Source organism: Xanthomonas sp. NCPPB 901 (genome assembly GCF_056725085.1).
Genome location: NZ_CM161511.1, coordinates 3,095,088 through 3,116,549, shown reverse-complemented (window position 1 = coordinate 3,116,549; position 21,462 = coordinate 3,095,088). Strand labels below are relative to the sequence as shown.

General features: G+C 70.1%; 14 protein-coding genes. 7 read left to right on the top strand and 7 right to left on the bottom strand.

What is annotated here, in order from left to right; all coding sequences use genetic code 11:
• Positions 1–4 precede the first annotated feature (4 nt).
• The 7 genes from AC1PME_RS13070 to AC1PME_RS13040 all read right to left on the bottom strand — a co-directional run bounded on the left by AC1PME_RS13070 (position 5) and on the right by AC1PME_RS13040 (position 12,644).
• Positions 5–1,927: a methyl-accepting chemotaxis protein gene (locus tag AC1PME_RS13070; RefSeq protein WP_481096093.1), complete on the bottom strand. Its 1,923-nt coding sequence runs from the start codon at positions 1,925–1,927 to the stop codon at positions 5–7.
• A gap of 42 nt (positions 1,928–1,969) precedes the next feature.
• Entirely contained in the window at positions 1,970–4,237 is a 2,268-nt protein-coding gene (locus tag AC1PME_RS13065; RefSeq protein WP_481096092.1) for a methyl-accepting chemotaxis protein, read from the bottom strand.
• A 186-nt stretch (positions 4,238–4,423) separates the two neighbouring features.
• Positions 4,424–6,475, bottom strand: coding sequence for a chemotaxis protein CheA (locus AC1PME_RS13060; protein WP_481096091.1), 2,052 nt, complete (start codon positions 6,473–6,475; stop codon positions 4,424–4,426).
• A 26-nt stretch (positions 6,476–6,501) separates the two neighbouring features.
• Entirely contained in the window at positions 6,502–6,810 is a 309-nt protein-coding gene (locus AC1PME_RS13055) for an STAS domain-containing protein (RefSeq protein ID WP_481096090.1), read from the bottom strand.
• A 446-nt stretch (positions 6,811–7,256) separates the two neighbouring features.
• Complete coding sequence (mfd, locus tag AC1PME_RS13050) at positions 7,257–10,916, bottom strand: transcription-repair coupling factor (protein ID WP_481096089.1); 3,660 nt, start codon at positions 10,914–10,916, stop codon at positions 7,257–7,259.
• Positions 10,917–11,017: 101 nt separating this feature from the next.
• Positions 11,018–11,560 carry a GNAT family N-acetyltransferase gene (locus tag AC1PME_RS13045; RefSeq protein ID WP_254458420.1) on the bottom strand — a complete coding sequence of 181 codons (543 nt, stop codon included), beginning with the start codon at positions 11,558–11,560 and terminating at the stop codon, positions 11,018–11,020.
• Between the two features lie 226 nt (positions 11,561–11,786).
• Positions 11,787–12,644, bottom strand: a complete 858-nt coding sequence (locus AC1PME_RS13040) for a 23S rRNA (adenine(2030)-N(6))-methyltransferase RlmJ (RefSeq protein ID WP_254458419.1) — start codon at positions 12,642–12,644, stop codon at positions 11,787–11,789.
• Positions 12,645–12,890: 246 nt separating this feature from the next.
• Here AC1PME_RS13040 and AC1PME_RS13035 point away from each other — a divergent pair, with 246 nt between their 5' ends.
• The 7 genes from AC1PME_RS13035 to creD all read left to right on the top strand — a co-directional run bounded on the left by AC1PME_RS13035 (position 12,891) and on the right by creD (position 21,456).
• Complete coding sequence (locus AC1PME_RS13035; protein WP_481096088.1) at positions 12,891–14,825, top strand: diguanylate cyclase; 1,935 nt, start codon at positions 12,891–12,893, stop codon at positions 14,823–14,825.
• Positions 14,826–15,060: 235 nt separating this feature from the next.
• Positions 15,061–15,726 carry a response regulator transcription factor gene (locus AC1PME_RS13030; protein ID WP_481096087.1) on the top strand — a complete coding sequence of 222 codons (666 nt, stop codon included), beginning with the start codon at positions 15,061–15,063 and terminating at the stop codon, positions 15,724–15,726.
• Complete coding sequence (locus AC1PME_RS13025) at positions 15,723–17,159, top strand: ATP-binding protein (RefSeq protein ID WP_481096086.1); 1,437 nt, start codon at positions 15,723–15,725, stop codon at positions 17,157–17,159. The genes AC1PME_RS13030 and AC1PME_RS13025 overlap by 4 nt, the downstream gene beginning before the upstream one ends.
• A gap of 96 nt (positions 17,160–17,255) precedes the next feature.
• Positions 17,256–17,624, top strand: a complete 369-nt coding sequence (locus tag AC1PME_RS13020) for a YgiW/YdeI family stress tolerance OB fold protein (RefSeq protein ID WP_254458415.1) — start codon at positions 17,256–17,258, stop codon at positions 17,622–17,624.
• Positions 17,625–17,682: 58 nt separating this feature from the next.
• A complete protein-coding gene (gene creB / locus AC1PME_RS13015) occupies positions 17,683–18,393 on the top strand; it encodes a two-component system response regulator CreB (protein WP_254458414.1) in 711 nt (236 codons plus the stop codon).
• A gap of 1 nt (position 18,394) precedes the next feature.
• Positions 18,395–19,837, top strand: a complete 1,443-nt coding sequence (creC, locus tag AC1PME_RS13010; protein WP_481096085.1) for a two-component system sensor histidine kinase CreC — start codon at positions 18,395–18,397, stop codon at positions 19,835–19,837.
• 260 nt (positions 19,838–20,097) lie between these two features.
• Positions 20,098–21,456, top strand: a complete 1,359-nt coding sequence (creD, locus tag AC1PME_RS13005; RefSeq protein ID WP_481096084.1) for a cell envelope integrity protein CreD — start codon at positions 20,098–20,100, stop codon at positions 21,454–21,456.
• Positions 21,457–21,462: the final 6 nt, after the last annotated feature.

Below are 21,462 nucleotides of genomic sequence, written 5' to 3'. Positions count from 1 at the left end.
GGCCTCAGAAGGTTTCGAAATGGGCTTCGTCCAACGTGTCGGCCAGGACCAGCTGGCCGTTGGCCACCCGCGCGATCGGCTTGGAGGGCTGGCCGACGCGACCGCGGACACCAGGACGCCGTGCGGCGCCCTTGGCGATCGGGGCGGCCTGCAGCTTGAAGAAGCTCATCAGCTGCTGCAGCTGCTCGGCCTGCGCGCTCATTTCCTCGGCGGTGGCGGCCAGTTCCTCGGAGTTGGACGCGGCCTGCTGGGTGGTCTGGTTGAGCTGGCCGACCGCGGCGTTGATCTGGCCGACGCCGGAGGTCTGTTCCTCGGAGGCGGCGGTGATCTCCTGCACCAGGTCGGAGGTGCGCTTGATCGACGGCACCATTTCGTCCAGCAGCTTGCCGGCATTCTCCGCCAGCTCCACGCTGGAGCTGGCCACGTCGCCGATTTCCTGCGCCGCGACCTGGCTGCGTTCGGCCAGCTTGCGCACTTCCGCGGCAACCACCGCGAAGCCCTTGCCGTGCTCGCCGGCGCGCGCGGCTTCGATGGCCGCGTTCAACGCCAGCAGGTTGGTCTGGTAGGCGATGTCGTCGATGATGCCGATCTTCTGCGCGATCTGCTTCATCGCCTGCACCGTCGCGCGCACCGACTCGCCGCCATCCAGCGCCTGGTTGGAGGCCTTGCTGGCCATGCCGTCGGTGATCTTGGCGTTTTCGGTGTTCTGCGAGATCGAGGCGGTCATCTGCTCCAGCGAGGCGCTGGTTTCCTCGACGCCGGCGGCCTGCTCGCTGGCCGCCTGGCTCAGCGATTGCGCGGTGGCGCTGACTTCCTCCGAGGCGCTGGCCAGCGCTTCGGCACTGCCGTTGACCTCGGCGACCACCTGCGACAGGCGCGCGATGGTGTCGTTGACGTAGTTCTTCATCTCCGCGTAGGCGCCGTCGTAGTGCTTGTCGATGCTCTGGGTCAGGTCGCCTTCGGCCAGGCCGCCCATCACCCGCACCACGTCCTGGATGCTGCCGCCGGTGGTGGTGGCCAGCTCGTTCAGGCCCTGGCCCATCTCGCGCTGGAACCCGGCCAGTCCATCGAGCGCGACGCGCTCGGAAAAATCACCGCGGTTGGCGGCCGCGACCACGCGGCGCTGGCCGTCGATGACCAGCTTCAGCCGCTCGACCATGCTGCGCATCGCAGACAGCGCGCTGCCGCTGTCGTTGGCGCGCACCGCCACGACCAGGTTCAGGTCGCCCTGGGCGACCTTGTTGGCGATCTCCGCCACGTACGCCGGCTCGCCGCCCAGCAGACGGGTGAGGATGCGCACGATGAAGAACGCCACGACGACGCCGAGCAGCAACGAGGCGACGATGGTGGTGATGATCAGCGCGCGCGCGGAGGCATACAGATCGTCGCCGCGATCGCTGGCGTCCATCCCGCCCTTGACGTTCAGATCCACCAGCTTGTCGATCGCATCGGCGGTGCCGCGGAACAGTTGCCGCTGCTCGCCGTTCAGCACGGCCAGCGCTTCCTGCGTCTTCGCCTGCGCGTTGAGCGTCAGCAGCTGCTTGTGCAGTTCGTTGTAGCGGTCGAACTTCTTGGCGAAATCCTCGTACAGGGCGTGCTCTTCCGGCGAGGAGATCAGCGGCACGTAGGTCTTGCGGTTGTTCTCGAAGGCCTCGAGGGTCTTCGTCATGCGGGTGTCGTAGTCCTGCATCTCCGCCGGGTCGGTGGCGATGACCCGCTGCACTTCCAGCAGGCGCAGCTTGTTGAAGTTGGCGCTCATTTCCTCGATGTTGCGGATGCTGGGCATCCAGTTGCCGGCCATCTCCGTGGACGAGCCGTTGATCCTGGCCATCTGCAACGTGGCGAAGATGCCGCTTGCCAGCATCAGCAGCAGCACCAGGCCGAAGCCGATGCCGATGCGTGTTCCGATTTTCATGTTCTTGAACATTGTGCATTCCCCCTGTGGATGCGTGTGTGGTGACTGCGGGTATCAGAAACTGTCGAAATGCAGTTCGTTTGGCGGCGCCAGCGCGAGCGCGCCGTCGCTGTGGCCGAAGCTGCGCGAGCGCGGCGGCGACCTCCTGATCGGGGCGACGCGCGGTGTTTCGACCGGACGTCGCGGCGCGACCGCCTGGTTGGTGTGGAAGAAACTCATCAGTTGTTGCAACTGCTCGGCTTGCCCGCTCATCTCCTCGGCGGTAGCGGCCAGTTCCTCGGAGTTGGCCGCGGCCTGCTGGGTGGTCTGGTTGAGCTGGCCGACCGCGGCGTTGATCTGGCCGACGCCGGAGGTCTGTTCCTCGGAGGCGGCGGTGATCTCCTGCACCAGGTCGGAGGTGCGGCGGATCGACGGCACCATCTGGTCGAGCAGCTTGCCGGCGTTTTCCGCCAGGCCGACGCTGGATTCGGCGACTTCGCCGATCTCCTGCGCCGCGACCTGGCTGCGTTCGGCCAGCTTGCGCACTTCCGCGGCGACCACCGCGAAGCCCTTGCCGTGCTCGCCGGCGCGCGCGGCTTCGATGGCCGCGTTCAGCGCCAGCAGGTTGGTCTGGTAGGCGATGTCGTCGATGATGCCGATCTTCTGCGCGATCTGCTTCATCGCCGCGACCGTGGAGCGCACCGCATCGCCGCCCTCGGCGGCTTCGCGCGCGGCCTTGGTGGCCATGCCGTCGGTGATCTTGGCGTTTTCGGTGTTCTGCGAGATCGAGGCGGTCATCTGCTCCAGCGAGGCGCTGGTTTCCTCGACGCCGGCGGCCTGCTCGCTGGCCGCCTGGCTCAGCGACTGCGCGGTGGCGCTGACTTCCTCCGAGGCGCTGGCCAGCGCTTCGGCGTTGATGTTGACCTCGCCCACCACCTGCGCCAGGCGCGTCACGGTGGCATTGAGGCTGTCGCACAGCTCCTTCAGCTGGCCTTCGCACTGCACGTTGGCCTGCCGGGTCAGATCGCCGTCCTCGATCGCCTTGAGCACCACGCGCGCTTCGTCCAGCGGGCCGATCACCGCGTCCAGGGTCTGGTTGATGCCATCGACGATGCGGCGGAAATCGCCCTGGTGCAGGCCGGCGTCGGCGCGCACTTCCAGGCGCCCGGCGCTCGCCGCCGCGACCAGCAGGCTGGTGTCGCGGATCAGCGCCCGCAGGTTGGCGCGCACCTGTTCGATGGTGTCGTTGATGAACACCTTCTTGCCCGGGAACGTCTCCAGCGGCGCGTCGAAGTTGCCGCGGCCGAACTCGGCGATGCAGGCCATCGCCTTCTTCTTCACCGCGATGTGGCCGACCACCATGCTGTTGATGCCCTCGGCCATGCTGCGGAAGTCGCCCTCGAACAGGCTGCTGTCGATGACCACGTCGATATCGCCGGCGTCGTGTTCGGCGGACATGTGGTTCATCTGCGCGATCAGGCCCAGCAGGTTGCGGCGCACCTGTTCGACGGTGTCGTTGATGAACGCCTTCTTGCCCGGGAACGTCTCCAGCGGCGCCTTGAAGTTGCCGCGGCCGAACTCGGCGACGCAGGCGATGGCCTTCTTCTTCACCGCGATGTGGCCGTTGACCATGCGGTTGATCCCCTCGGCCAGGGTGCGGAAGTCGCCGTCGAAGCGATGGCTGTCGATGACCACGTCGATGTCGCCGGCATCGTGCTCGGCGGACATGTGGTTGATCTGCGCGATCAGTTCCAGCAGGTTGCGGCGCACCTGTTCGATGGTCTCGTTGATGAAGGCCTTCTTGCCGGGGAAGGTCTCCAGCGGCGCGCGGAAGTTGCCGCGGCCGAACTCGGCGACGCAGGCCATGGCCTTCTTCTTCACCGCGACATGGCCGGCCACCGCGCGGTTGACGCCATCGGCGATGTCGCGGAACTCGCCATGCAGCGTGCTGGGGTCGATCGCCGCGTCGATGTCGCCGGCCTCATGGGCGAGGACCATCTGCTTGATGCCCTCGTTGGCGCGGCGCACGTTGCCCTGCACCTCGCGCAACCCCACCACCAGCTCGCAGGCCTGTTCGCTGCCGACCTGCGGCAGCACCGCGTCGAACTTGCCGCGCGAGAAATCGTAGAGGGTTGCGGCGGTGACGCGGACCGAGCGTGCCGCGCTGCTCACGGTCCATCCGAGCACGAGCGCGGCCACTGCGCTGGCCGCGGCGCTCAGGGTCAGCGTCGTGGCCGCCGGCAGCGAGAGCGTGTAGGCGGCGAGGGCGGCCGTCAGCGGCAACGCAACGGCGATCGCGCTGGCGGTCCAGAGTTTGGAAGCGATGCTGAACTTGGTGGACATGGAGGCAGTTCCCGGACGGTCGGAGTGGATGGAACGATGGAGAGCGACAGGACACACACCAACGATGGCGGGCGGCGCCCCGGAGCGGAACGCCGCGTCAATGCGAGTTACGCCCTCGAGGGCGTGGTGCGACCCCGAGGGAAATGCACAGGCGTGGCCGCGTTGCCGGACGCGGCCGCCGCCGGATCAGGCCGCGAGCGCCTCGTGCGCCGGCTCGACCTGTTGCAGCAGCGAGGGCACGTCCAGAATCAGGGCGACGCCGCCGCTGCCGAGAATGCTCGAGCCGCTGATGCCCTTGACCCCGGCGAACACCTTGGACAATGGCTTGATCACCGTCTGCCATTCGCCCAGCAGGGTGTCCACCACCAGGCCGAAGCGCTGCGCACCCTGGCGGATCACCACGATGCTCTCGCGCGCCGGGCGTTCGCCGGCGATGGCGAACAGCGAACGCAGGCGCACGTAGGGCAGGATGCCGCCGCGCAGGTCGATGTAGTCGCTCTGGTAGGTGGCCTCGAACTCCACGCATTCCTCGACCGCGTCCAGCGGCACCACGAACACCGATTTGCCGACGCCGACCTGGAAGCCGTTGATGATCGCCAGGGTCAGCGGCAAGCGCACCGAGATGGTGGTGCCCACGTCCTGCTGGCTGCTGATGTCGACGCTGCCGCTCAGCGCGGTGATGTTGCGCTTGACCACGTCCATGCCGACGCCGCGGCCGGACAGGTTGGTGACCTTCTCGGCGGTGGAGAAGCCCGGCTCGAAGATCAGCGCGAATACCTCGCGGTCGGAGAGCTGGCGGCCGGGCTCGATCAGCCCGCGCTCCAGTGCCTTGGCCAGGATCTTGTCGCGGTTGAGGCCGCCGCCGTCGTCGCTGATCTGGATGACGATGCTGCCGGAATCGTGGAAGGCGTTGAGCCGTACCGTGCCGCGTACCGGCTTGCCGCGCGCCTGGCGCACCTCGGCCGGTTCGATGCCGTGGTCCATGGCGTTGCGGACCAGGTGGGTCAGTGGATCGGCGATCTTCTCCACCACCGACTTGTCCAGCTCGGTGTCCTCGCCGTTGACCACCAGCGCGATGTCCTTGCCCAGCTCGCGGGCGACGTCGTGGACCACGCGGTGGAAGCGGTTGAAGGTGCCGCCGATCTTGACCATGCGCAGCTGCAGCGCGCTTTCGCGCACTTCCTCGACCAGCCCGGCGAGGATCGAGGTGGACTCCAGCAACTGCGCGTCGCCGGTGCGCTGCGCGTTGGCGCCGGTGCTGGCGACGGCGATGATCAGTTCGCCGACCAGGTCGATCATGCGGTCGAGCTTGTCGGCGTCCACGCGGATCGAGCCGCCTTCGCCGCGGGCGCCCGCTGCCTTGGCGTTGCCGGCGGCAACGCTGCTGGCGGCCGGTGCCGCCGCCGCGGGCGTGGCTGCCGGCGCCGCCGCGGTCTCGAACCCGGCGAAGTCGTCGGCGCTGGCCTGGCTGCCGGCCTCGGCCACCAGCAGCGGCAGCGCCAGGTTGGCGGCGTCGCCGTCCGGGTCCACCGCCAGCACCTGCAGGTCGCAGTCGTCGCGCACGAACTCGAAGATGTCCTCGATCGCGGCCTGCGAGGCGTCCGAGCGCAGCAGGATCTCGAAGCCCAGGTAGCAGGCTTCCGGATCCAGGTCCGGCAGTGCCGGCACGTCGTGGTGATGCGTCCGCACCGCCTCCAGCGTGCCGAGCCTGCCCAGGCAGCGGATCAGATGCAGCGGCGAATTGCCGAAGCGCAGCGCGTCGGCGAACGGCCGCAGCGCGATCCGCCAGTAGCCGGTCTGCGCCGGCGCCGCCGCGACGGCGGCCGCCACGGCGACGGGCGCCGCAGTCGGTTGCAGATAGGTCTGCAGGCGATCCAGCAGCGGCGCGCCGTCGGCGGCCAGGGCGGCCTCGTCGGCCTCGGCGCCGGCCGCCGCTTCCACCAGCGCGCGGATGTGGTCGCAGCAGGCCAGCATCAGCTGGATCAGTTCCGAATCCAGCGCGACCGCATGTTCGCGCACCAGGTCCAGCACGCTCTCCACCACATGGGTGAAGCCGACCAGTTGCGCCAGGTCGAACAGGCCGCCGGAGCCCTTGATGGTGTGGGCGGCGCGGAAGATCGCGTTGACCGCGTCCGGGCCGGCTTCGCCGCGCTCGGCTTCCAGCAGGTTGCGTTCCATGTCCTCGAGCAGATCGCGGCTCTCGGCGATGAAGGTCTTCAGCAGATGGTCGAGGTTCATGGCCATGGGTCGAGTCGGTGGAGAAGTCAGTGGACGCTGCCGCCGGCGGGCGCCAGCGTGTCGTACAGGCCAAGCACGGCGAGCGCCTCGGCGACCGGTGCGCTGCAGTTCTGCAGATGGAATGGCCGTCCCAGTGCGCGCAAGGCCACTTGCGTGGCGAGCAGCAGCTGCACACCGGTGGCGTCGATCTCGGTCACCTCGCGCAGCTGCAGGCACACCCCGCCCGGATGCTCCAGCGCCGGCAGCAGCAAGGGCTTGAGTTCGCTGGCGCGGCGGATGGTCATTTCGCCGTCCAGGTGCACCTGCAGCGGCGAATCGTCTGATGTGGAACCCATGCGTGTACTCCTTAGGCGGGGCGGCAGGGCGTGTGTGCTCGATGAGAATAAAAATCATCGAGGCGTCGCAACGTTCTCCGTGGGCTAGGTATCGGCGTGTGCGGCGGAATAATTAGCGTCCAAGACACTTTTTTTTCCGATCGCTGCAATCGATGTCATAGGGCAGCGTGTTTTGCGCCCCGCGGCGGTTTTCCGGCGCGATGTTGCGAGTGCGATAGTATTTTTATGAATTAAAAACGCCGCGCTGCCGACGCGTTTTCCAGGTGTGACTTTGTAACTTCACACACCTAAATCGTTTTGGTTTCGATCGATCAATACACGGGATTACGGCAGGCGCTGCGCTTGCGCAGGAGCGCGATCAATAAAACGCGGGTACATCCATGAAATCATGAGGCACGGGCCGACCGGCGCGACATCGGCGCGCCGGTGCTCCTGTTCGCGCAGCCTCAGCGCGGCGACAGCGCCGCGAGCAGGCCGCGCGCGGCATTGAAGCGATCGGCCGCCTCCGGCAGCGGCAGCTTGAGCTTCAGCTTGTCCGGGCCGTCCATCGTGTACAGCCTGGGCTGCTTCTGGATCATCTGGATGATGGTCATCGGGTCCACGTTGGGCTTGGCCTCGAACACCAGGCGCCCGCCATGCTCGCCCAGTTCCAGCTTGCGGATGCCCAGCGCGTTGGCCTGCAGCTTCAGTTCGGCGATCGCGAACAGGTGCTTCACCGGATCCGGCAGCAGGCCGAAGCGGTCGATCATCTCCACCTGCAGTTCGCGCAGGCCGTCGCTGTCGCGGGCGCTGGAGATGCGCTTGTACAGGGTCAGGCGGGTATGCACGTCGGGCAGGTAGTCGTCGGGGATCAGCGCCGGCACGTGCAGTTCCACCTCGGCACCGCGCGCTTCCTCGCCGGCGTCCAGGTCCGGCAGCTTGCCCTGGCGGATGCTGCGTACCGCGCGTTCCAGCAGTTCGGTGTACAGGCTGAAGCCGACTTCGGCCATCTGTCCGCTCTGGTCCTCGCCGAGCAGTTCGCCGGCGCCGCGGATCTCCAGGTCGTGGGTGGCCAGGGTGAAGCCGGCGCCCAGTTCGTCCATCGAGGCAATCGCGTCCAGGCGCTTCTGCGCGTCCGGGGTGATGCTGCGCCGGTCCGGCACCAGCAGGTAGGCGTAGGCGCGGTGGTGCGAGCGGCCGACGCGGCCGCGCAGCTGGTGCAGCTGCGCCAGGCCGAAGCGGTCGGCGCGGTTGATGACGATGGTGTTGGCGTTGGGGATGTCGATGCCCGATTCGATGATCGTGGTCGACAGCAGCACGTTGAAGCGCTGCTTCTGGAAATCCAGCATCACCTTTTCCAGCTCGCGCTCGGGCATCTGTCCGTGGGCGATGCCGATGCGCGCCTCCGGCACCAGCTCGCTCAGCTCGCGCTGCATGCGGCCGATGCTCTCCACGTCGTTGTGCAGGAAATACAGCTGGCCGCCGCGCGCCAGCTCGCGCTGGAAGGCTTCGCGCAGCAGCGCGTTGTCCCACTGGGTGACGAAGGTCTGCACCGCCAGCCGGTTCGGCGGCGGGGTGGCGATGATCGACAGGTCGCGCAGGCCGGCCATGGCCATGTTCAAGGTGCGCGGGATCGGCGTGGCGGTCAGCGTCAGCAGGTGCACGTTGGCGCGCAGCGCCTTCAGCGCTTCCTTCTGGCGCACGCCGAAGCGCTGCTCCTCGTCGACGATGACCAGGCCCAGGTCCTTGAACTTCACGTCCGGCTGCAGCAGGCGGTGGGTGCCGACGATCACGTCGATGCTGCCGGCGGCGACCTTCTCCAGCTCGGCCTTGATCTCCTTGCTGCTCTTGAAGCGCGACAGCACCTCGACCTTGAGCGGGTAGTCGGCGAAGCGGTCGCGGAAGTTGCGGTAATGCTGTTCGGCCAGCAGCGTGGTCGGCACCAGCACCGCCACCTGCTTGCCGGCGCTGGCCGCGGCGAAGGCCGCGCGCACCGCCACCTCGGTCTTGCCGAAGCCGACGTCGCCGCAGACCACGCGGTCCATCGGCTGGCTGCTGGCCAGATCGCGCAGGGTGGCGTCGATCGCCGCCAACTGGTCGGGGGTTTCCTCGAACGGGAAGCCGGCGGCGAACGGCTCGTACATCGCGCGGTCCACCTGCAGCGCGAGCCCGGCGCGGGCCTGGCGGCGCGCCTGGATTTCCAGCAGTTCCGCGGCCACGTCGCGCACCTTCTCGGCGGCCTTGCGCTTGGCCTTGGTCCACTGCTCGCCGCCCAGCGAATGCAGCGGCGCGGTCTCGGCCGAGGCGCCGGAGTAGCGGCTGATCAGGTGCAACTGCGCGACCGGCACGTACAGGCGGTCGCCCTTGGCGTATTCGATTTCCAGGAACTCGCCGGGCATGCCGCCGGCATCGAGCACGATCAGCCCGCGGTAGCGGCCGACGCCGTGGTCCTCGTGCACGATCGGCGCGCCCTCGGACAGTTCGCCCAGGTCGCGGATGATCGCTTCCGGTTCGCGCCCGACGCGGCGGCTGCGCCGCGGCTGGCTGGCGCGCTCGGGGAACAGCTGGCGCTCGGTCAGCACCGCGATGCGCGGCTCCTCCAGCGCGAAACCGTCGTCCAGCGGCGCCACCGCAATGGCGAACCGCGCAGCGATAAGCCCCTCTCCCCCCGGGAGAGGGGTTGGGGTGAGGGTCCGACCGCTAGTGGAGTTCGTCTGCGCAGCCGTGGAACTTGCCGAAGCACCCGCCTTCTTCACTCCAGCCCGCGTAAGCGCCGCCCCCTCTTCCGGCGCTTCGCGCCAGCGTCTCCCGCTGGGAGAAGGGAGGAAGGCCGCGAAATTCGGCAGCACCTCCGGCTTCAACTCCGCGGCGGCCAACACCTCCAGCAGCGCCTCGCGGCGGCCGGGCGAGTCGGCCGCGATCAGCACCCGGCCCGGGTAGTGGTCGAGGAAACTCTTCAGCGCCGCGGCCGGCGCGGCGTCCTTGGCCGCCACCGGCAACGGCGGCAGCGGTTGGTCGCCCAGCGCCTGCGCCTCGTCGATGCGCGGGTGGTCGGCGGCCCACACGTCGATGCGCGGCAGGCCGTTGAGGCGCTCGCGCAGCGCGTCCGGCGCCTGGTACAGCTCTTCCGGCGCCAGCAGCGGACGCTCCACGTCGTGGCGGCGTTGCTCGTAGCGGGCCTGGGTCTGCGTCCAGAACGCGTCGGCGGCGGCGCCCACGCCCGGTGCGATCAGCGGCAGCACGCGCTCGCCCAGGTAGTCGAACAGGGTTGCGGTGGTGTCGCGCGCACCGCTGCTGCCGCGCGCGTCCTGGAAGAACAGCGGCAGGTAGTACTCGATGCCCGACGGCGCCAGACCGGCCTTCAGATCCTGGTACAGCGCACTGCGCCGGGTGTCCACGTCGAAGCGCTCGCGCAGCGCGGTCAAGACCCGCTCCACGCTGACGTCGTCCATCGGCACTTCGCGCCCGGGCAGCATGTGCACCGCCTGCACATGGTCCAGCGAGCGTTGCGATTCGGGGTCGAAGGCGCGGATCGAGTCGATGTCCTCGTCCAGCAGCTCGATCCGCAGCGGCGCGTCGGTGCCCATCGGGTACACGTCGAGCAGGCCGCCGCGCACGGCGAAATCGCCCGGGTCCATCACCTGCGGCACGTTGCGGTAGCCGGCGCTTTCCAGCCGGCGCTTCTCCGCATCCAGGTCCAGGCGCTGGCCCACGTGCAGGTCGAAGCTGCCGCCGACGATGTAGCGCAATGGCGCCAACCGCTGCATCAGCGTCTGCACCGGCACCACCACGATGCCCTGGGTCAGCGTCGGCAGCCGGTGCAGCGCGGCCAGGCGCTGGCTGACGATGTCCGGGTGCGGACTGAACTGGTCGTAGGGCAGGGTTTCCCAATCCGGGAACGGCACCACCGGCAGGCTGGGATCGTCGCCGAGCAGGCTATGCAGGTCGGCTTCGAGCTGATGCGCGCTCTGGTTGTCGCGGGCCACCACCAGCAACGGTCCGCGATGCGCGGACGCGGCGCAGGCGATGTGCCAGGCCAATGCGGTGGAGGACGCGGGAGCGCGCCAGTGCGCGCGGAGCTGGCCGGACTTGGGCAGCGGCGGAACGGGGAAGGAATGGGGCGGCATGGACCAACTAGTTTAGCAAGGTCGGGACCGGGGACCCGGAAGCGCAGGAGCCAGGGGCGCCGACGGAGCTCTGGCTTTCCCGGGTCCCGGGCCCCGAGTTTTCAGTTGCCCAGTTCCAGCACCACCCGCACCAGGTCCGGATTGTCCGGGTGCGGCATGCGCTGGAAGCCCAGCGACTCGGCCAGCTGCAGCATCGGCACGTTGCGTTCGAGCACGTCGCCGTAGAGCCGGTCCAGGTACTTGCGGCGCGCCCACTTGACCAGCTTGCGCATCAGTTGCCGGCCCAGGCCCTGGCCGGAGACGAAGCTGCTGACCAGGATCGCGTACTGCGCCTCGCGGGTGCCCGGGGTGATCGCCGCGCGCGCCACCGCGCCGACCACGGCCTCGCCCGGCGGCAGCGGTTCGGCCGCGACCAGGATCAGCTCCGACTTCGGATTGGGATGGGTGAGGCGTTGCGCCATTTCCTCGGTCAGCTCCTGCATCGAATGCAGGAAGCGCTCGCGGATCTCGGTCGGCCCGAGCAGGCCGAACGCGCCCTGCAGCGGCGCGCTGTCTTCCGGCCGGATCGGCCGGATCAGCAATTCGCGCCCACTGGGCAGGGTGAAGGTTTCATGCCACGGAGGCATGCGGTTGCGGGTAGCCATGGCCGTATGATCCTGGACGAAGCCTGGATTCTCGCATTACCCGACGCCCGCGCCCGTGAACGCAGCGTCCTGCGCATGTGCTGGTGCGGCGGTCTGGCGACAGTGGCGCTTCGTCCAAGGAAATGGGCGACGGTGACGACTTCGCATGCCGTCGCGTGTCCGCGGCGATCGGGCTCGGCCTGGCGGTATTGCTGGCGGTGTGCTGCTGGGGGCGCGCCTCGGCAACTCACCCCTCGCGCTTGAGCCATTCCAGGCGCGTGCTGGCGCCGCCTTCGCCCAGGTGTGCCTTCAGCGGCGGCAGCGCTTGCGCCAGCGTCTGCTCGAACTGCCAGGGCGGATTGAGCAGCAGCATGCCGCTGCCGTTGAGTCGCAGCGGCGAGTCGTCCGGACGCACCTGCAGTTCGGCGACCAGTGCCGACGCCACCGGCAGGGCCGCGGCCTTGCGGAAGAACGGCTGCAGGCTGCGGCGCTGCTTGATCGGGTACCACACCGCGCATACCGCCTGCGGCCAGCGCCCCAGGGTCTCGCGCAGCGCGGCCACGATCAGCGGATATTCGGCGTCCTGCGCCTCGTAGGGCGGGTCGATCAGCACCAGCCCGCGGCCGATCCGGTTGGCCCCGGATTTCGGCGGCAGGAACGCCTTGATCGCCGCATAGCCATCGCCGGCGTGCACCTGCACGCGGCGGTCGTGGGCGAACAGTGCCTTCAGTTCCGCGGCTTCCTCGGCCTGCAGCTCGCAGGCGGCGAGCCGGTCCTGCGCGCGCATGGCCTGCGCCACCAGCAGCGGCGAGCCCGGATACGCGACCAGGGCGCCTACCGGATTGTCGGCCTGCACCGCGCGCAGGTAGCGTTCCACCACCTCCGGCAGGGTTGGCTGGCCCATCAGTCGCAGCACGCCGGCGGCGGCCTCGCCGGTCTTGCGCGCCTCGTTGGCGGCGAACAGGTAGCGGCCACGCCCGGCGTGGGTGTCGAGCACGAAGAACGGGCTGTCCTTGCGCTTGAACGCATCGAGCAGCGCCAACAGCACGATGTGCTTGAGGACGTCGGCATGGTTGCCGGCGTGGAAGGCGTGGCGGTAATTCATCCGCGCAGTGTACGGGGCGCCACGCCAGCCGGCCATGCTTGGCGGCGATGCCGGCCCGGGGCCGGTTCGCGGGCACGGTACACTAGCCCGGCGACCGCCGCTGGCGGCCGCGCGGTGCCTCCCGGGCATGGTGGGGAGGTGCGGACGATGGGCCTGTGCATCCGGGCGCAGGCGTCGTCGCAGCGTTCGGGTGCGCAGTGCCAGTGCCGCGTGGGGCGGCCGGCGAGTGCCACGGTTTGCATGTCCATGTCTTCTTCCCTGTTGTTCGGTGTGCTGGCGCTGTCGTTTGCCGCATTCGGCGCCTCCCGTTCCGAGGCGTCCACTCCCCGCGCGGCGCAAGCCGCGGCGTTCGATGCACTGATCGAGGACGTCGGTGCGCACGGCAAGGACATGGCCGCCGACGAGCAGGCCTACCGCGTCGCGCACGCGCGCCTGCAGGCATTGCTGCCCGCCGACGACCCGGTGCGGCGCGCGCGCCTGGACGCCTTCGACTGCCAGCATTTTCCGCAGGGGCCGGCCGCGGCGGTGGAGCAGGCGCGGCGCGGCGAGCGCGGCGCGGTCGCGCGCGCGCATGTGCAGGTACGCCTGGAGTACCTGTTGTGCGAGACCTACGCGTTGTACAACGACGGGCAGCGTCCGGCCTATCTGCGGCCCGCCACCACGATCCTGGCGTTGACCAGCGCGCAGCGGTTCCCGCGCCTGCGCGCGGCGGCCTTGCGCATGCGCGCCTTCGCCGAGCGCGATGCCGGCCATTACGCGCAGTCGCTGCGCACGTTGCAGGAACTGCGCCGGCTCGACGCGCAGCGCGATGGCGGCTGGGTAGCGCTGCTGACCCTGATCGGCGTCGCCGACGCCTACCTGGACATGGGCCTGCCGGACCTGTCGCACGAGGTCGTCGCCGAGGTCCTGCAGCGGGCCAGGCACGGCGATGGCGGCTACATGCAGGCGCTGGCGGTGGAGCGCGAAGGCGCCATCGCCGAGCAGCGCGGCGACCTGCCGGCGGCGCTGGCCGCCTACCTGCGCGCGGCGGAGCTGCATGGCCGGCATCCGCAGGAGGGCTCGCAGGCGTCGTTGCTGCTGCGTGCGGCCCGGGTCAACGCCTTGCTGGGCCAGCTGCCGCAGGCGCGAGCGCAGCGGCAGCAGGCCGAGGCGCAACTGGTCGCGATGGGCGCCACGCGGCTGATGCGCGCGCGGCGCGACTACGTGGATGCGCTGATCGCCGCGCGCAGCGGCGACGCGCGAACCGCCCTGGCGCTGGCCGCGCAGGCCGAGCAGGGCTACCGCGCCAACGGCGACCTGCGCAGCCTCAGCGACGTGCTGGACCTGAAGGCCACCGCGCTGCGCGCGCTCGGTGCATGGCGGCAGGCGCTGGATGCGCGCGAGGCGCAGATGCGCGTGCAGCAGGAACTGGATACGCGCATGCAGCGCGAGCAATCGCAGTTCCTGATCGCCGAGTCGGAAAGCCGCGAGCGCGACCTGGCGGCACTGCAACTGGCGCAGAAGGCCGAAACCCAGCGCAACCAGCTGCGCGCGATGGAGCGCGAGGCGACCCTGCGCCGCGCGCTGCTGGGGGTGTTGCTGCTGTTGCTGGCGGTGCTCGGCGGCGTGCTGTTCCTGACCCTCGGGCGCCTGCGTGGCGCCCGCCGCGAAGCGCGCATCGACAGCCTCACCGGCGTGGCGTCGCGGCGCCAGGTCCTGGGCGAACTGGACGCCGCGCTGGCGGCGCTGCCGCGCGGCGGCCGCATGCCGCTGTCGGTGCTGGCGCTGGACGTGGACCACTTCAAGCGCATCAACGACGAGCACGGCCATGCGGCGGGCGACCAGGTGCTGCGGCTGGTCGCCACGACCCTGCGCCAGAGCCTGCGCAGGAGCGACAGCTTCGGCCGCACCGGCGGCGAGGAGTTCCTGGCCTTGCTGCCGGGCGTGGCCCGCGCCGAGGCGCAGGAGCTGGCCGGGCTGCTGCGCGAGGTGCTGGAACGGCAGTCGTTCGATGCGATCGTGCCGGGCCTGCGCCTGACCGTCAGCATCGGCCTCGCCGAGGCCGGCGCCGGCGAGAGCAGCCAGGCACTGCTGGCGCGCGCCGATGCCGCGCTGTACCGGGCCAAGCACGGCGGCCGCAATCGGGTGGAGCTGGCGACGCCGCCGGACGCGGCGGGCACGCGCGGCGGCCGCGGCGCCTGACGCGCCGGGTCCACTTGCGCCAGGCACGTGGCCGCGACGGGCGGGTCCGGTCGCCGACGTCAGATTCGCTTAAGAACCGTCGATCACCCTGCCGCATGGCGCCGCCCTGGCGGGTGCGGACTGCCGATGCCGGCCTGGTACGGCGCGGTTCCTGCACGCCCTTCATCCCCGCCCGGCGACGGCACGCAAGGTCGCGTCGTCGGCCACTCCACGCCTCTTTCGCTATGGTGACCCCATGCGCATCCTCCTGGTAGAAGACGATCTCTCGCTCGGCGACACCCTGCGTGCATGGCTGAAGCTCGATGGCTACACCGTGGACTGGCTGACCCGCGGCGACGAGGCGCGCGCCGCGCTGCGGGCGCAGCCCTACCAGTGCGTGCTGCTGGATCGCGGCCTGCCCGGGGTCGAGGGCGATGCCGTGCTGCGCGCGCTGCGTGCCGCGCGGGTGAGGACGCCGGTGCTGCTGATCACCGCGCGCGATGCGCTGGAGGATCGCGTGCAGGGCTTGGACCTGGGGGCCGACGATTACCTGGTCAAGCCGTTCGACCTGGAGGAGCTGTCGGCGCGGGTGCGCGCGGCGTTGCGCCGCGGCAGCGGCGGTGATCCGTGCGTGCTGCTGCGCCACGGCGCGGTGACGCTGGATCCGGTGGCCAAGCGTGTCACCCGCGATGGCGAGGTGGTGGCGCTGACCGCGCGCGAGTATGCGCTCCTGCATGCGCTGCTGGCGCGCAAGGGCCACATCGTCGCGCGCGGCGAGCTTGAGGATGCGCTGTACGGCTGGGGCGAGGAGGTGGAAAGCAACGCGATCGAGGTGCATATCTCGCACTTGCGCAAGAAGCTCGGCAGCACGCTGATCGCCACTGTCCGGCGCCAGGGCTATTGCCTGGGAGGATCGGCGTGATCCGTTGGTGGCGCGGCCGGGGCCGCGCCAACGCCGCCGCCGCCGCTGATCGGCGCTACTCGCTGCGCCGGCGCTTGATCGCCACCACGCTGGGTTCCAGCGTCGCGTGCTGGCTGGTCAGCCTGGCGATCATCGTCGGCGTGGCCTGGAACGAGACCAGCGACGTGTTCGACGATGCCCTGGAGGAAAGCGCGCGCCTGCTCGCCGCGTTCGGCCCCGGACTGCTGCAGGGGGCTGCGCAGGACGACGACGCTGCGGCGTCGCCGATCGGCGGGGGGCGGCTGTACTACCAGATCGTCGATCGCCACGGCACGGTCCTGCGACGTTCGCAGGAGGTGCCGTCGCGGCCGTTCGTGGCGCCGCACCAGGTGCACGGCGAGGACGCCACGCGCACCGTGCTGCACGTGCAGCGGCTGTGGCGCGTATACGTGCTGCATGCGCCCCGGCAGGACGTGTACGTGCAGGTCGCGCAGCCGCTGGAGGAGCGCAGCGAGTTGCTGGAGGACATGGCCGAGAACCTGGTCTGGCCGGCGCTGGCCTTGCTGGCGTTGCTGGCCGCGCTCAACGGGTGGGTCATCCGCCGGCAGCTGCAGCCGCTGGACCGGCTGATGCGGGAGATCGGCCGGCAGTCGCCGCAGGCGCTGGGGACGGTGTCGGCGCACGGGCAGCCCGACGAGGTGCGTCCGATCGTGGACGCGCTCAACGGCGTGCTGGCGCGGCTCGGCGAGGCGTTGCAGTCCGAGCGTCGCTTCACCGCCGACGCCGCGCACGAGCTGCGTACGCCGTTGTCGGCACTGCGCATGAAGATCCAGTTGATCCAGCGCACCCTCGGCGACGCGCCGGACCCGGCGCAAGCGCAGCCCCTGGCGATGCTGCGCGCCGACGTGGACCGGGCTACCGCGCTGGTGGAGAACCTGCTGATGCTGGCGCGACTGGAACCGCGCCAAGCCGGCAGCCTGGCATGCGAGACGGTGGCATTGGCGCCGTTGCTCGAGACCCTGCTGGCCGAACTGGCGCCGGCGGCCGCGGCCAAGGGCATGCGCCTGGAGGTGGCGCTGGCCGTCGACAGCGTGTGGGCGCATGGCGAACTGTTGCGCAGCGCGCTGCGCAATCTGCTCGACAACGCGGTGCGCTACGGCCGCCAGGGTGGGCAGGTGCACATCGACGCCGGCGCGCTGCGCGATGCCGCCGGCACGGTCACGGCCGTGCGCCTGGTCGTGCGCGACGACGGGCCCGGCGTCGCCCCGGCCGATCTGGCGCGCATCACCCAGCGCTTCTTCCGGGTCCTGGGTACCGCCACGCAGGGCAGCGGACTGGGCCTGTCGCTGGTCGAACGCATCGTCGCCCTGCATGGCGGGACCCTGCGGTTCGCATCGGGCGAGGGCGCCGGCATGACGGTGGCAGCGACCTTGCCGCAGGGCAGGGCGGCCTGACCTGCGTCGGCAGCGGCCGGCATCAGATTCGCTTCAGCTTCGCGTGGTCCCATGGCCTCCGTGGCGATTGGCCATGATCTTTCAGTGGAGTCCCCCATGCGCAAGCCCATCCTGCCTGCACGCGTCCTTGCCGTCCTCGCCGTCCTTGTCGCGCTGCCCGCCGGCCAGGCCATGGCCCAGTACACCGGCCCCAGCAGCGTGCAGCTGACCACGGTCAAGCAGTTGCTCGATCAGGGCAAGGACGACCAGCAGGTCGTGCTGCGCGGGCGCATCGTCTCGCACGACGGCGGCGACCGCTATACCTTCCGCGACGCCACCGGCAGCATCAAGGTCGAGATCGACGCGCATCGCCTGCCTGCCGGGCGCCCGTTCGACGACAAGGTCCAGGTCGAGCTGCTGGGCGAACTCGACAAGGACCTGCGTTCGCTCGAAGTCGACGTGGACGAAGTGCGCTTCCTGCGCTGAGCCGTCGCGGCCCGCCGCACGCGCCGGGCCCCGCTGCGCAGCGGGGGGCGCTGCGGCTATGCTGCGCGGCATGTCCACGCCCGCCGCCGCCTGTGTCCTCGTGGTCGAGGACGAACCCGCCATCGCCGACACCGTGCTGTACGCGTTGCGCAGCGAGGGCTACCAAGTGCGCCACTGCCAGCTCGGGCGCGAGGCCCTGGCGCAGTTGCGCGAGGGCGGCATCGACGTGGTGGTGCTGGACGTGGGCCTGCCGGACCTGAGCGGGTTCGAGGTCTGCCGCACGCTGCGCGGTTTCAGCCAGGTGCCGGTGCTGTTCCTGACCGCACGCAACGACGAGATCGACCGCGTGCTCGGCCTGGAGCTGGGCGCCGACGACTACGTGGCCAAGCCGTTCTCGCCGCGCGAACTGGTCGCGCGGGTGCGCGCAAGGCTGCGGCGCCCGGCGGCGGTCGTCGGCGATGCCGAGGCCGGCTGGCAGCAGCATGGCGATTTCGCCATCGACCGCGACGGCCGCCGCATCCGCTGGCGCGGCGCACCGCTGGACCTGACCCGCTACGAGTACGCGCTGCTGGCGGCGTTGCTGCAGCGGCCCGGCGCCATCCTCAGCCGCGCGCAACTGATGGACCGCGGCTGGGACAGCAGCGCCGACAGCGCCGACCGGACCGTCGACACCCATATCAAGACCCTGCGCGCCAAGCTGCGCGCGGCTGGCGCCGCGCGCGACCCGATCCGCACCCACCGCGGGCTCGGCTACGCGCTGGAGGCCTGAGGTGCGGCTGGGGCTGAAGCTGTTCCTGGGGTTCTTCCTGATCGTCGGCGTGGCCGCGTTCTTCGTGATGCGGGTGTTCGTCAATGAGGTCAAGCCGGGGGTGCGCCAGGCGATGGAGTCGACCCTGGTGGACGCGGCCAACGTGCTGGCGCAGATGGCCGCGCAGGATCTCAAGGACGGGCGCATCGGCAGCGGCGGTTTCGCCCGCGACCTGGCCGCCGCGCAACGGCGCGATCCGCGCGCGATGGTCTGGCGCTTCCCCAAGCACAGCGTCGACTACCGCGTGACCATCACCGATGCGGCGGGCATCGTGGTGTTCGACTCGCGCGGGCAGGACATCGGCCGCGACAACGCGCGCTGGAACGACGTGTACCGCACCCTGCGCGGCGAGTACGGCGCCCGCTCCAGCCCCGAGGCCGACGGCGACCCCAACCACACGGTGATGCACGTGGCCGCGCCGGTCTACGACCCGGCCGACCCGCGGCGGTTGATCGGCGTGCTGACCCTGTCCCAGCCCAACCGCAGCATCGAACCCTTCATCGTCGCCAGCCAGCGTAGCATCCTGTTGCGCGGCGCCTGGCTGATCGGCATCTCCGCGTTGATCGGGATCCTGATGACCTGGGGCCTGCTGCGCGGGATCGGCCGGCTCAACCGCTACGCGCAAGCGGTCAGCGCCGGCGCGCCGGTGCCACCGCCGCCGCCGCGCCGCGACGAGATCGGCGATCTCGGCCGCGCGCTGGAAACCATGCGCCGCAAGCTCGAGGGCAAGCAGTACGTCGAGCAGTACGTGCAGTCGCTGACCCACGAGATGAAGAGTCCGCTGGCGGCGATCCGCGGCGCCGCGGAACTGCTGCAGGAGCCGCTACCGGAGCCGGAGCGGCAACGCTTCGTGCGTAACATCGCCGAGCAGCAGCAGCGCCTCACCGAGACCATCGACAAGCTGCTGGCGCTGGCCGAGGTGGAGCAGCACGGCTGGCTGCAGCGACGCGAGCCGGTGGCGCTGGCGCCGCTGTGCGCGGACCTGGCCGAAGCGCTGGCGCCGCAACTGCAGGCGCGCGGGCTGCAGCTGCAGCTGCAGGCGCTGGACCCGGCGTTGGCGGTGTCGGGCGATCCCTACCTGCTGCGCCAGGCGCTGCACAACCTGCTCGACAACGCCATCGCCTTCTCGCCGGAGGGCGCGCTCATCGTGCTGCGTGCCGAACGCGGCGCCGATGCACGCGTGCTGCTGTCGGTGGAGGACGAGGGCCCGGGCGTTCCCGACTACGCGCTGGAGCGGGTGTTCGAGCGCTTCTACTCGCTGCCGCGTCCGGCCACCGGCCAGCGCAGCTCCGGCCTCGGCCTGCCGTTCGTGCGCGAGGTGGCGCGCCTGCACGGCGGCGACGCCAGCCTGCGCAACCGCGACGGTGGCGGTGCGGTGGCCTGCCTGGCGTTGCCGCTGGCCTGAGCAGGATCGATTCGCGCGAGGGCACGCTGGATGTGGGGTGCCGGCGTTCCCGCGTCGGGACTGAAGTCCCTCCCACAGTGGGGCGCGCGCCGCGTCGCAAGTACGCCGGCGTTCCAATCCCCAATCCCCAATCCCGAATCCCGAATCCCGAATCCCGAATCCTCCCACTTCACACCCACTTCACACCCACTTCAAATTCGCCTCAAACCCTGCCCACGCAGCGGCAGCATCCTGGCGCCCTCCCAACATGCGAGGCGGCCATGACGTCCCTGAAACTGCTCCTGCGATTCGCCACCATCGGCGGATTGATCCTGTTGTTGCTGATCCCGTTGCTGATGATTCGCGGCACCGTGCAAGACCGCCAGCACTACCGCGAGGAGGCGGTGCAGCGGGTGTCGCAGAGCAAGGCCGGCGAACAGCGTCTGCTCGGCCCGCTGCGGGTGATCCCGTGGACCCAGGAGCGCGACGTCGCGGTGCTCGATGCCGACGGCAAGCGCGTGACCAAGCGCGAGACCGAGAGCGGCTACGTGCTGCAGGCGCCGCGGCGGCTGCAGGTCGAAGGCGAACTGAAACCGTCGCAACGCCGCATCGGCCTGTTCAAGGTGCAGGTCTACAGCTGGCATGCGCGGCTGAAGGCCGAGTTCGACGATCTCGACTACGCCGCCGCCGACCGCCGCCGCTATGGCACGCCGTACCTGGTGATCGGCCTGCAGGACGTGCGCGGGCTGGTCGGCACGCCGAACCTGCGCGCCGATGGCCGCGCGCTGCCGCTGCAGCCGGGCTCGGAAGGATTGGCCAACCTTTCCAAGGGCGTGCACGCCTTGTTGCCGGCCTTGCACGATGCGCAGCAGGGGCGGCTCGCCGACCTGCACGACGTGCAGATGGAGTTCGTGCTCGACGGCACCCAGGCGCTGTCGATCGTGCCGGTCGGCGACGACAACCAGATCGCGCTGAGTTCGCCGTGGCCGCATCCGCTGTTCGGCGGCCGCTTCCTGCCCAACGAGCGCCGCATCGGCGCGCAGGGGTTCCAGGCGAGCTGGGCGCTGTCGTCGCTGGCGACCGGGGCGCAGGCGCAGCTGCAGTCCGCGCTGGAGACCCGCGCGCCGTCGCCGCTTCCGGAATCCGGCGGCCAGGACCTGGACGCGCTGCGCGTGGACCTGGTCGACCCGGTGGACGTGTATACCCAGGCCGAGCGCGCCAGCAAGTACGGCCTGCTGTTCGTGGTGCTGACCTTCGTCGCCTTCGGCCTGTTCGAACTGATCAAGCGCTTGCCGATCCATCCGCTGCAGTACCTGCTGGTCGGCCTGGCGCTGGCGATCTTCTTCCTGCTGCTGCTCAGCCTGTCCGAGCACATCCCGTTCTGGCAGGCGTATCTGGTCTCGGCGGCGGCCTGTATCGGGCTGCAGTTCTTCTATCTGTCCGGGGTGTTGCGCAGCCGCCTGCGCGCGGCCGGCTTCGCCGCCATGCTGACCGCGCTGTACGGCGCGCTGTACGGCCTGCTGGCCTCGGAAGACAACGCCTTGCTGATGGGCTCGCTGCTGCTGTTCGGCGTCCTCGGCGCGATCATGTGGATCACCCGCCGGATCGACTGGTACGCGCTCGGCGCGGCGCTGCGCTGAGCCGCC

Bases quoted from the DNA above. Each gene is read 5' to 3' on its own strand.
- mfd (WP_481096089.1), bottom strand. From the start codon at position 10,916: ATGCCGCCCCATTCCTTCCCCGTTCCGCCGCTGCCCAAGTCCGGCCAG.
- AC1PME_RS13060 (WP_481096091.1), bottom strand. From the start codon at position 6,475: ATGAACCTCGACCATCTGCTGAAGACCTTCATCGCCGAGAGCCGCGAT.
- AC1PME_RS13070 (WP_481096093.1), bottom strand. From the start codon at position 1,927: ATGTTCAAGAACATGAAAATCGGAACACGCATCGGCATCGGCTTCGGC.
- AC1PME_RS13030 (WP_481096087.1), top strand. From the start codon at position 15,061: ATGCGCATCCTCCTGGTAGAAGACGATCTCTCGCTCGGCGACACCCTG.
- AC1PME_RS13020 (WP_254458415.1), top strand. From the start codon at position 17,256: ATGCGCAAGCCCATCCTGCCTGCACGCGTCCTTGCCGTCCTCGCCGTC.
- AC1PME_RS13055 (WP_481096090.1), bottom strand. From the start codon at position 6,810: ATGGGTTCCACATCAGACGATTCGCCGCTGCAGGTGCACCTGGACGGC.
- AC1PME_RS13040 (WP_254458419.1), bottom strand. From the start codon at position 12,644: ATGAATTACCGCCACGCCTTCCACGCCGGCAACCATGCCGACGTCCTC.
- AC1PME_RS13035 (WP_481096088.1), top strand. From the start codon at position 12,891: ATGTCTTCTTCCCTGTTGTTCGGTGTGCTGGCGCTGTCGTTTGCCGCA.
- AC1PME_RS13065 (WP_481096092.1), bottom strand. From the start codon at position 4,237: ATGTCCACCAAGTTCAGCATCGCTTCCAAACTCTGGACCGCCAGCGCG.
- creD (WP_481096084.1), top strand. From the start codon at position 20,098: ATGACGTCCCTGAAACTGCTCCTGCGATTCGCCACCATCGGCGGATTG.
- creB (WP_254458414.1), top strand. From the start codon at position 17,683: ATGCTGCGCGGCATGTCCACGCCCGCCGCCGCCTGTGTCCTCGTGGTC.
- AC1PME_RS13045 (WP_254458420.1), bottom strand. From the start codon at position 11,560: ATGGCTACCCGCAACCGCATGCCTCCGTGGCATGAAACCTTCACCCTG.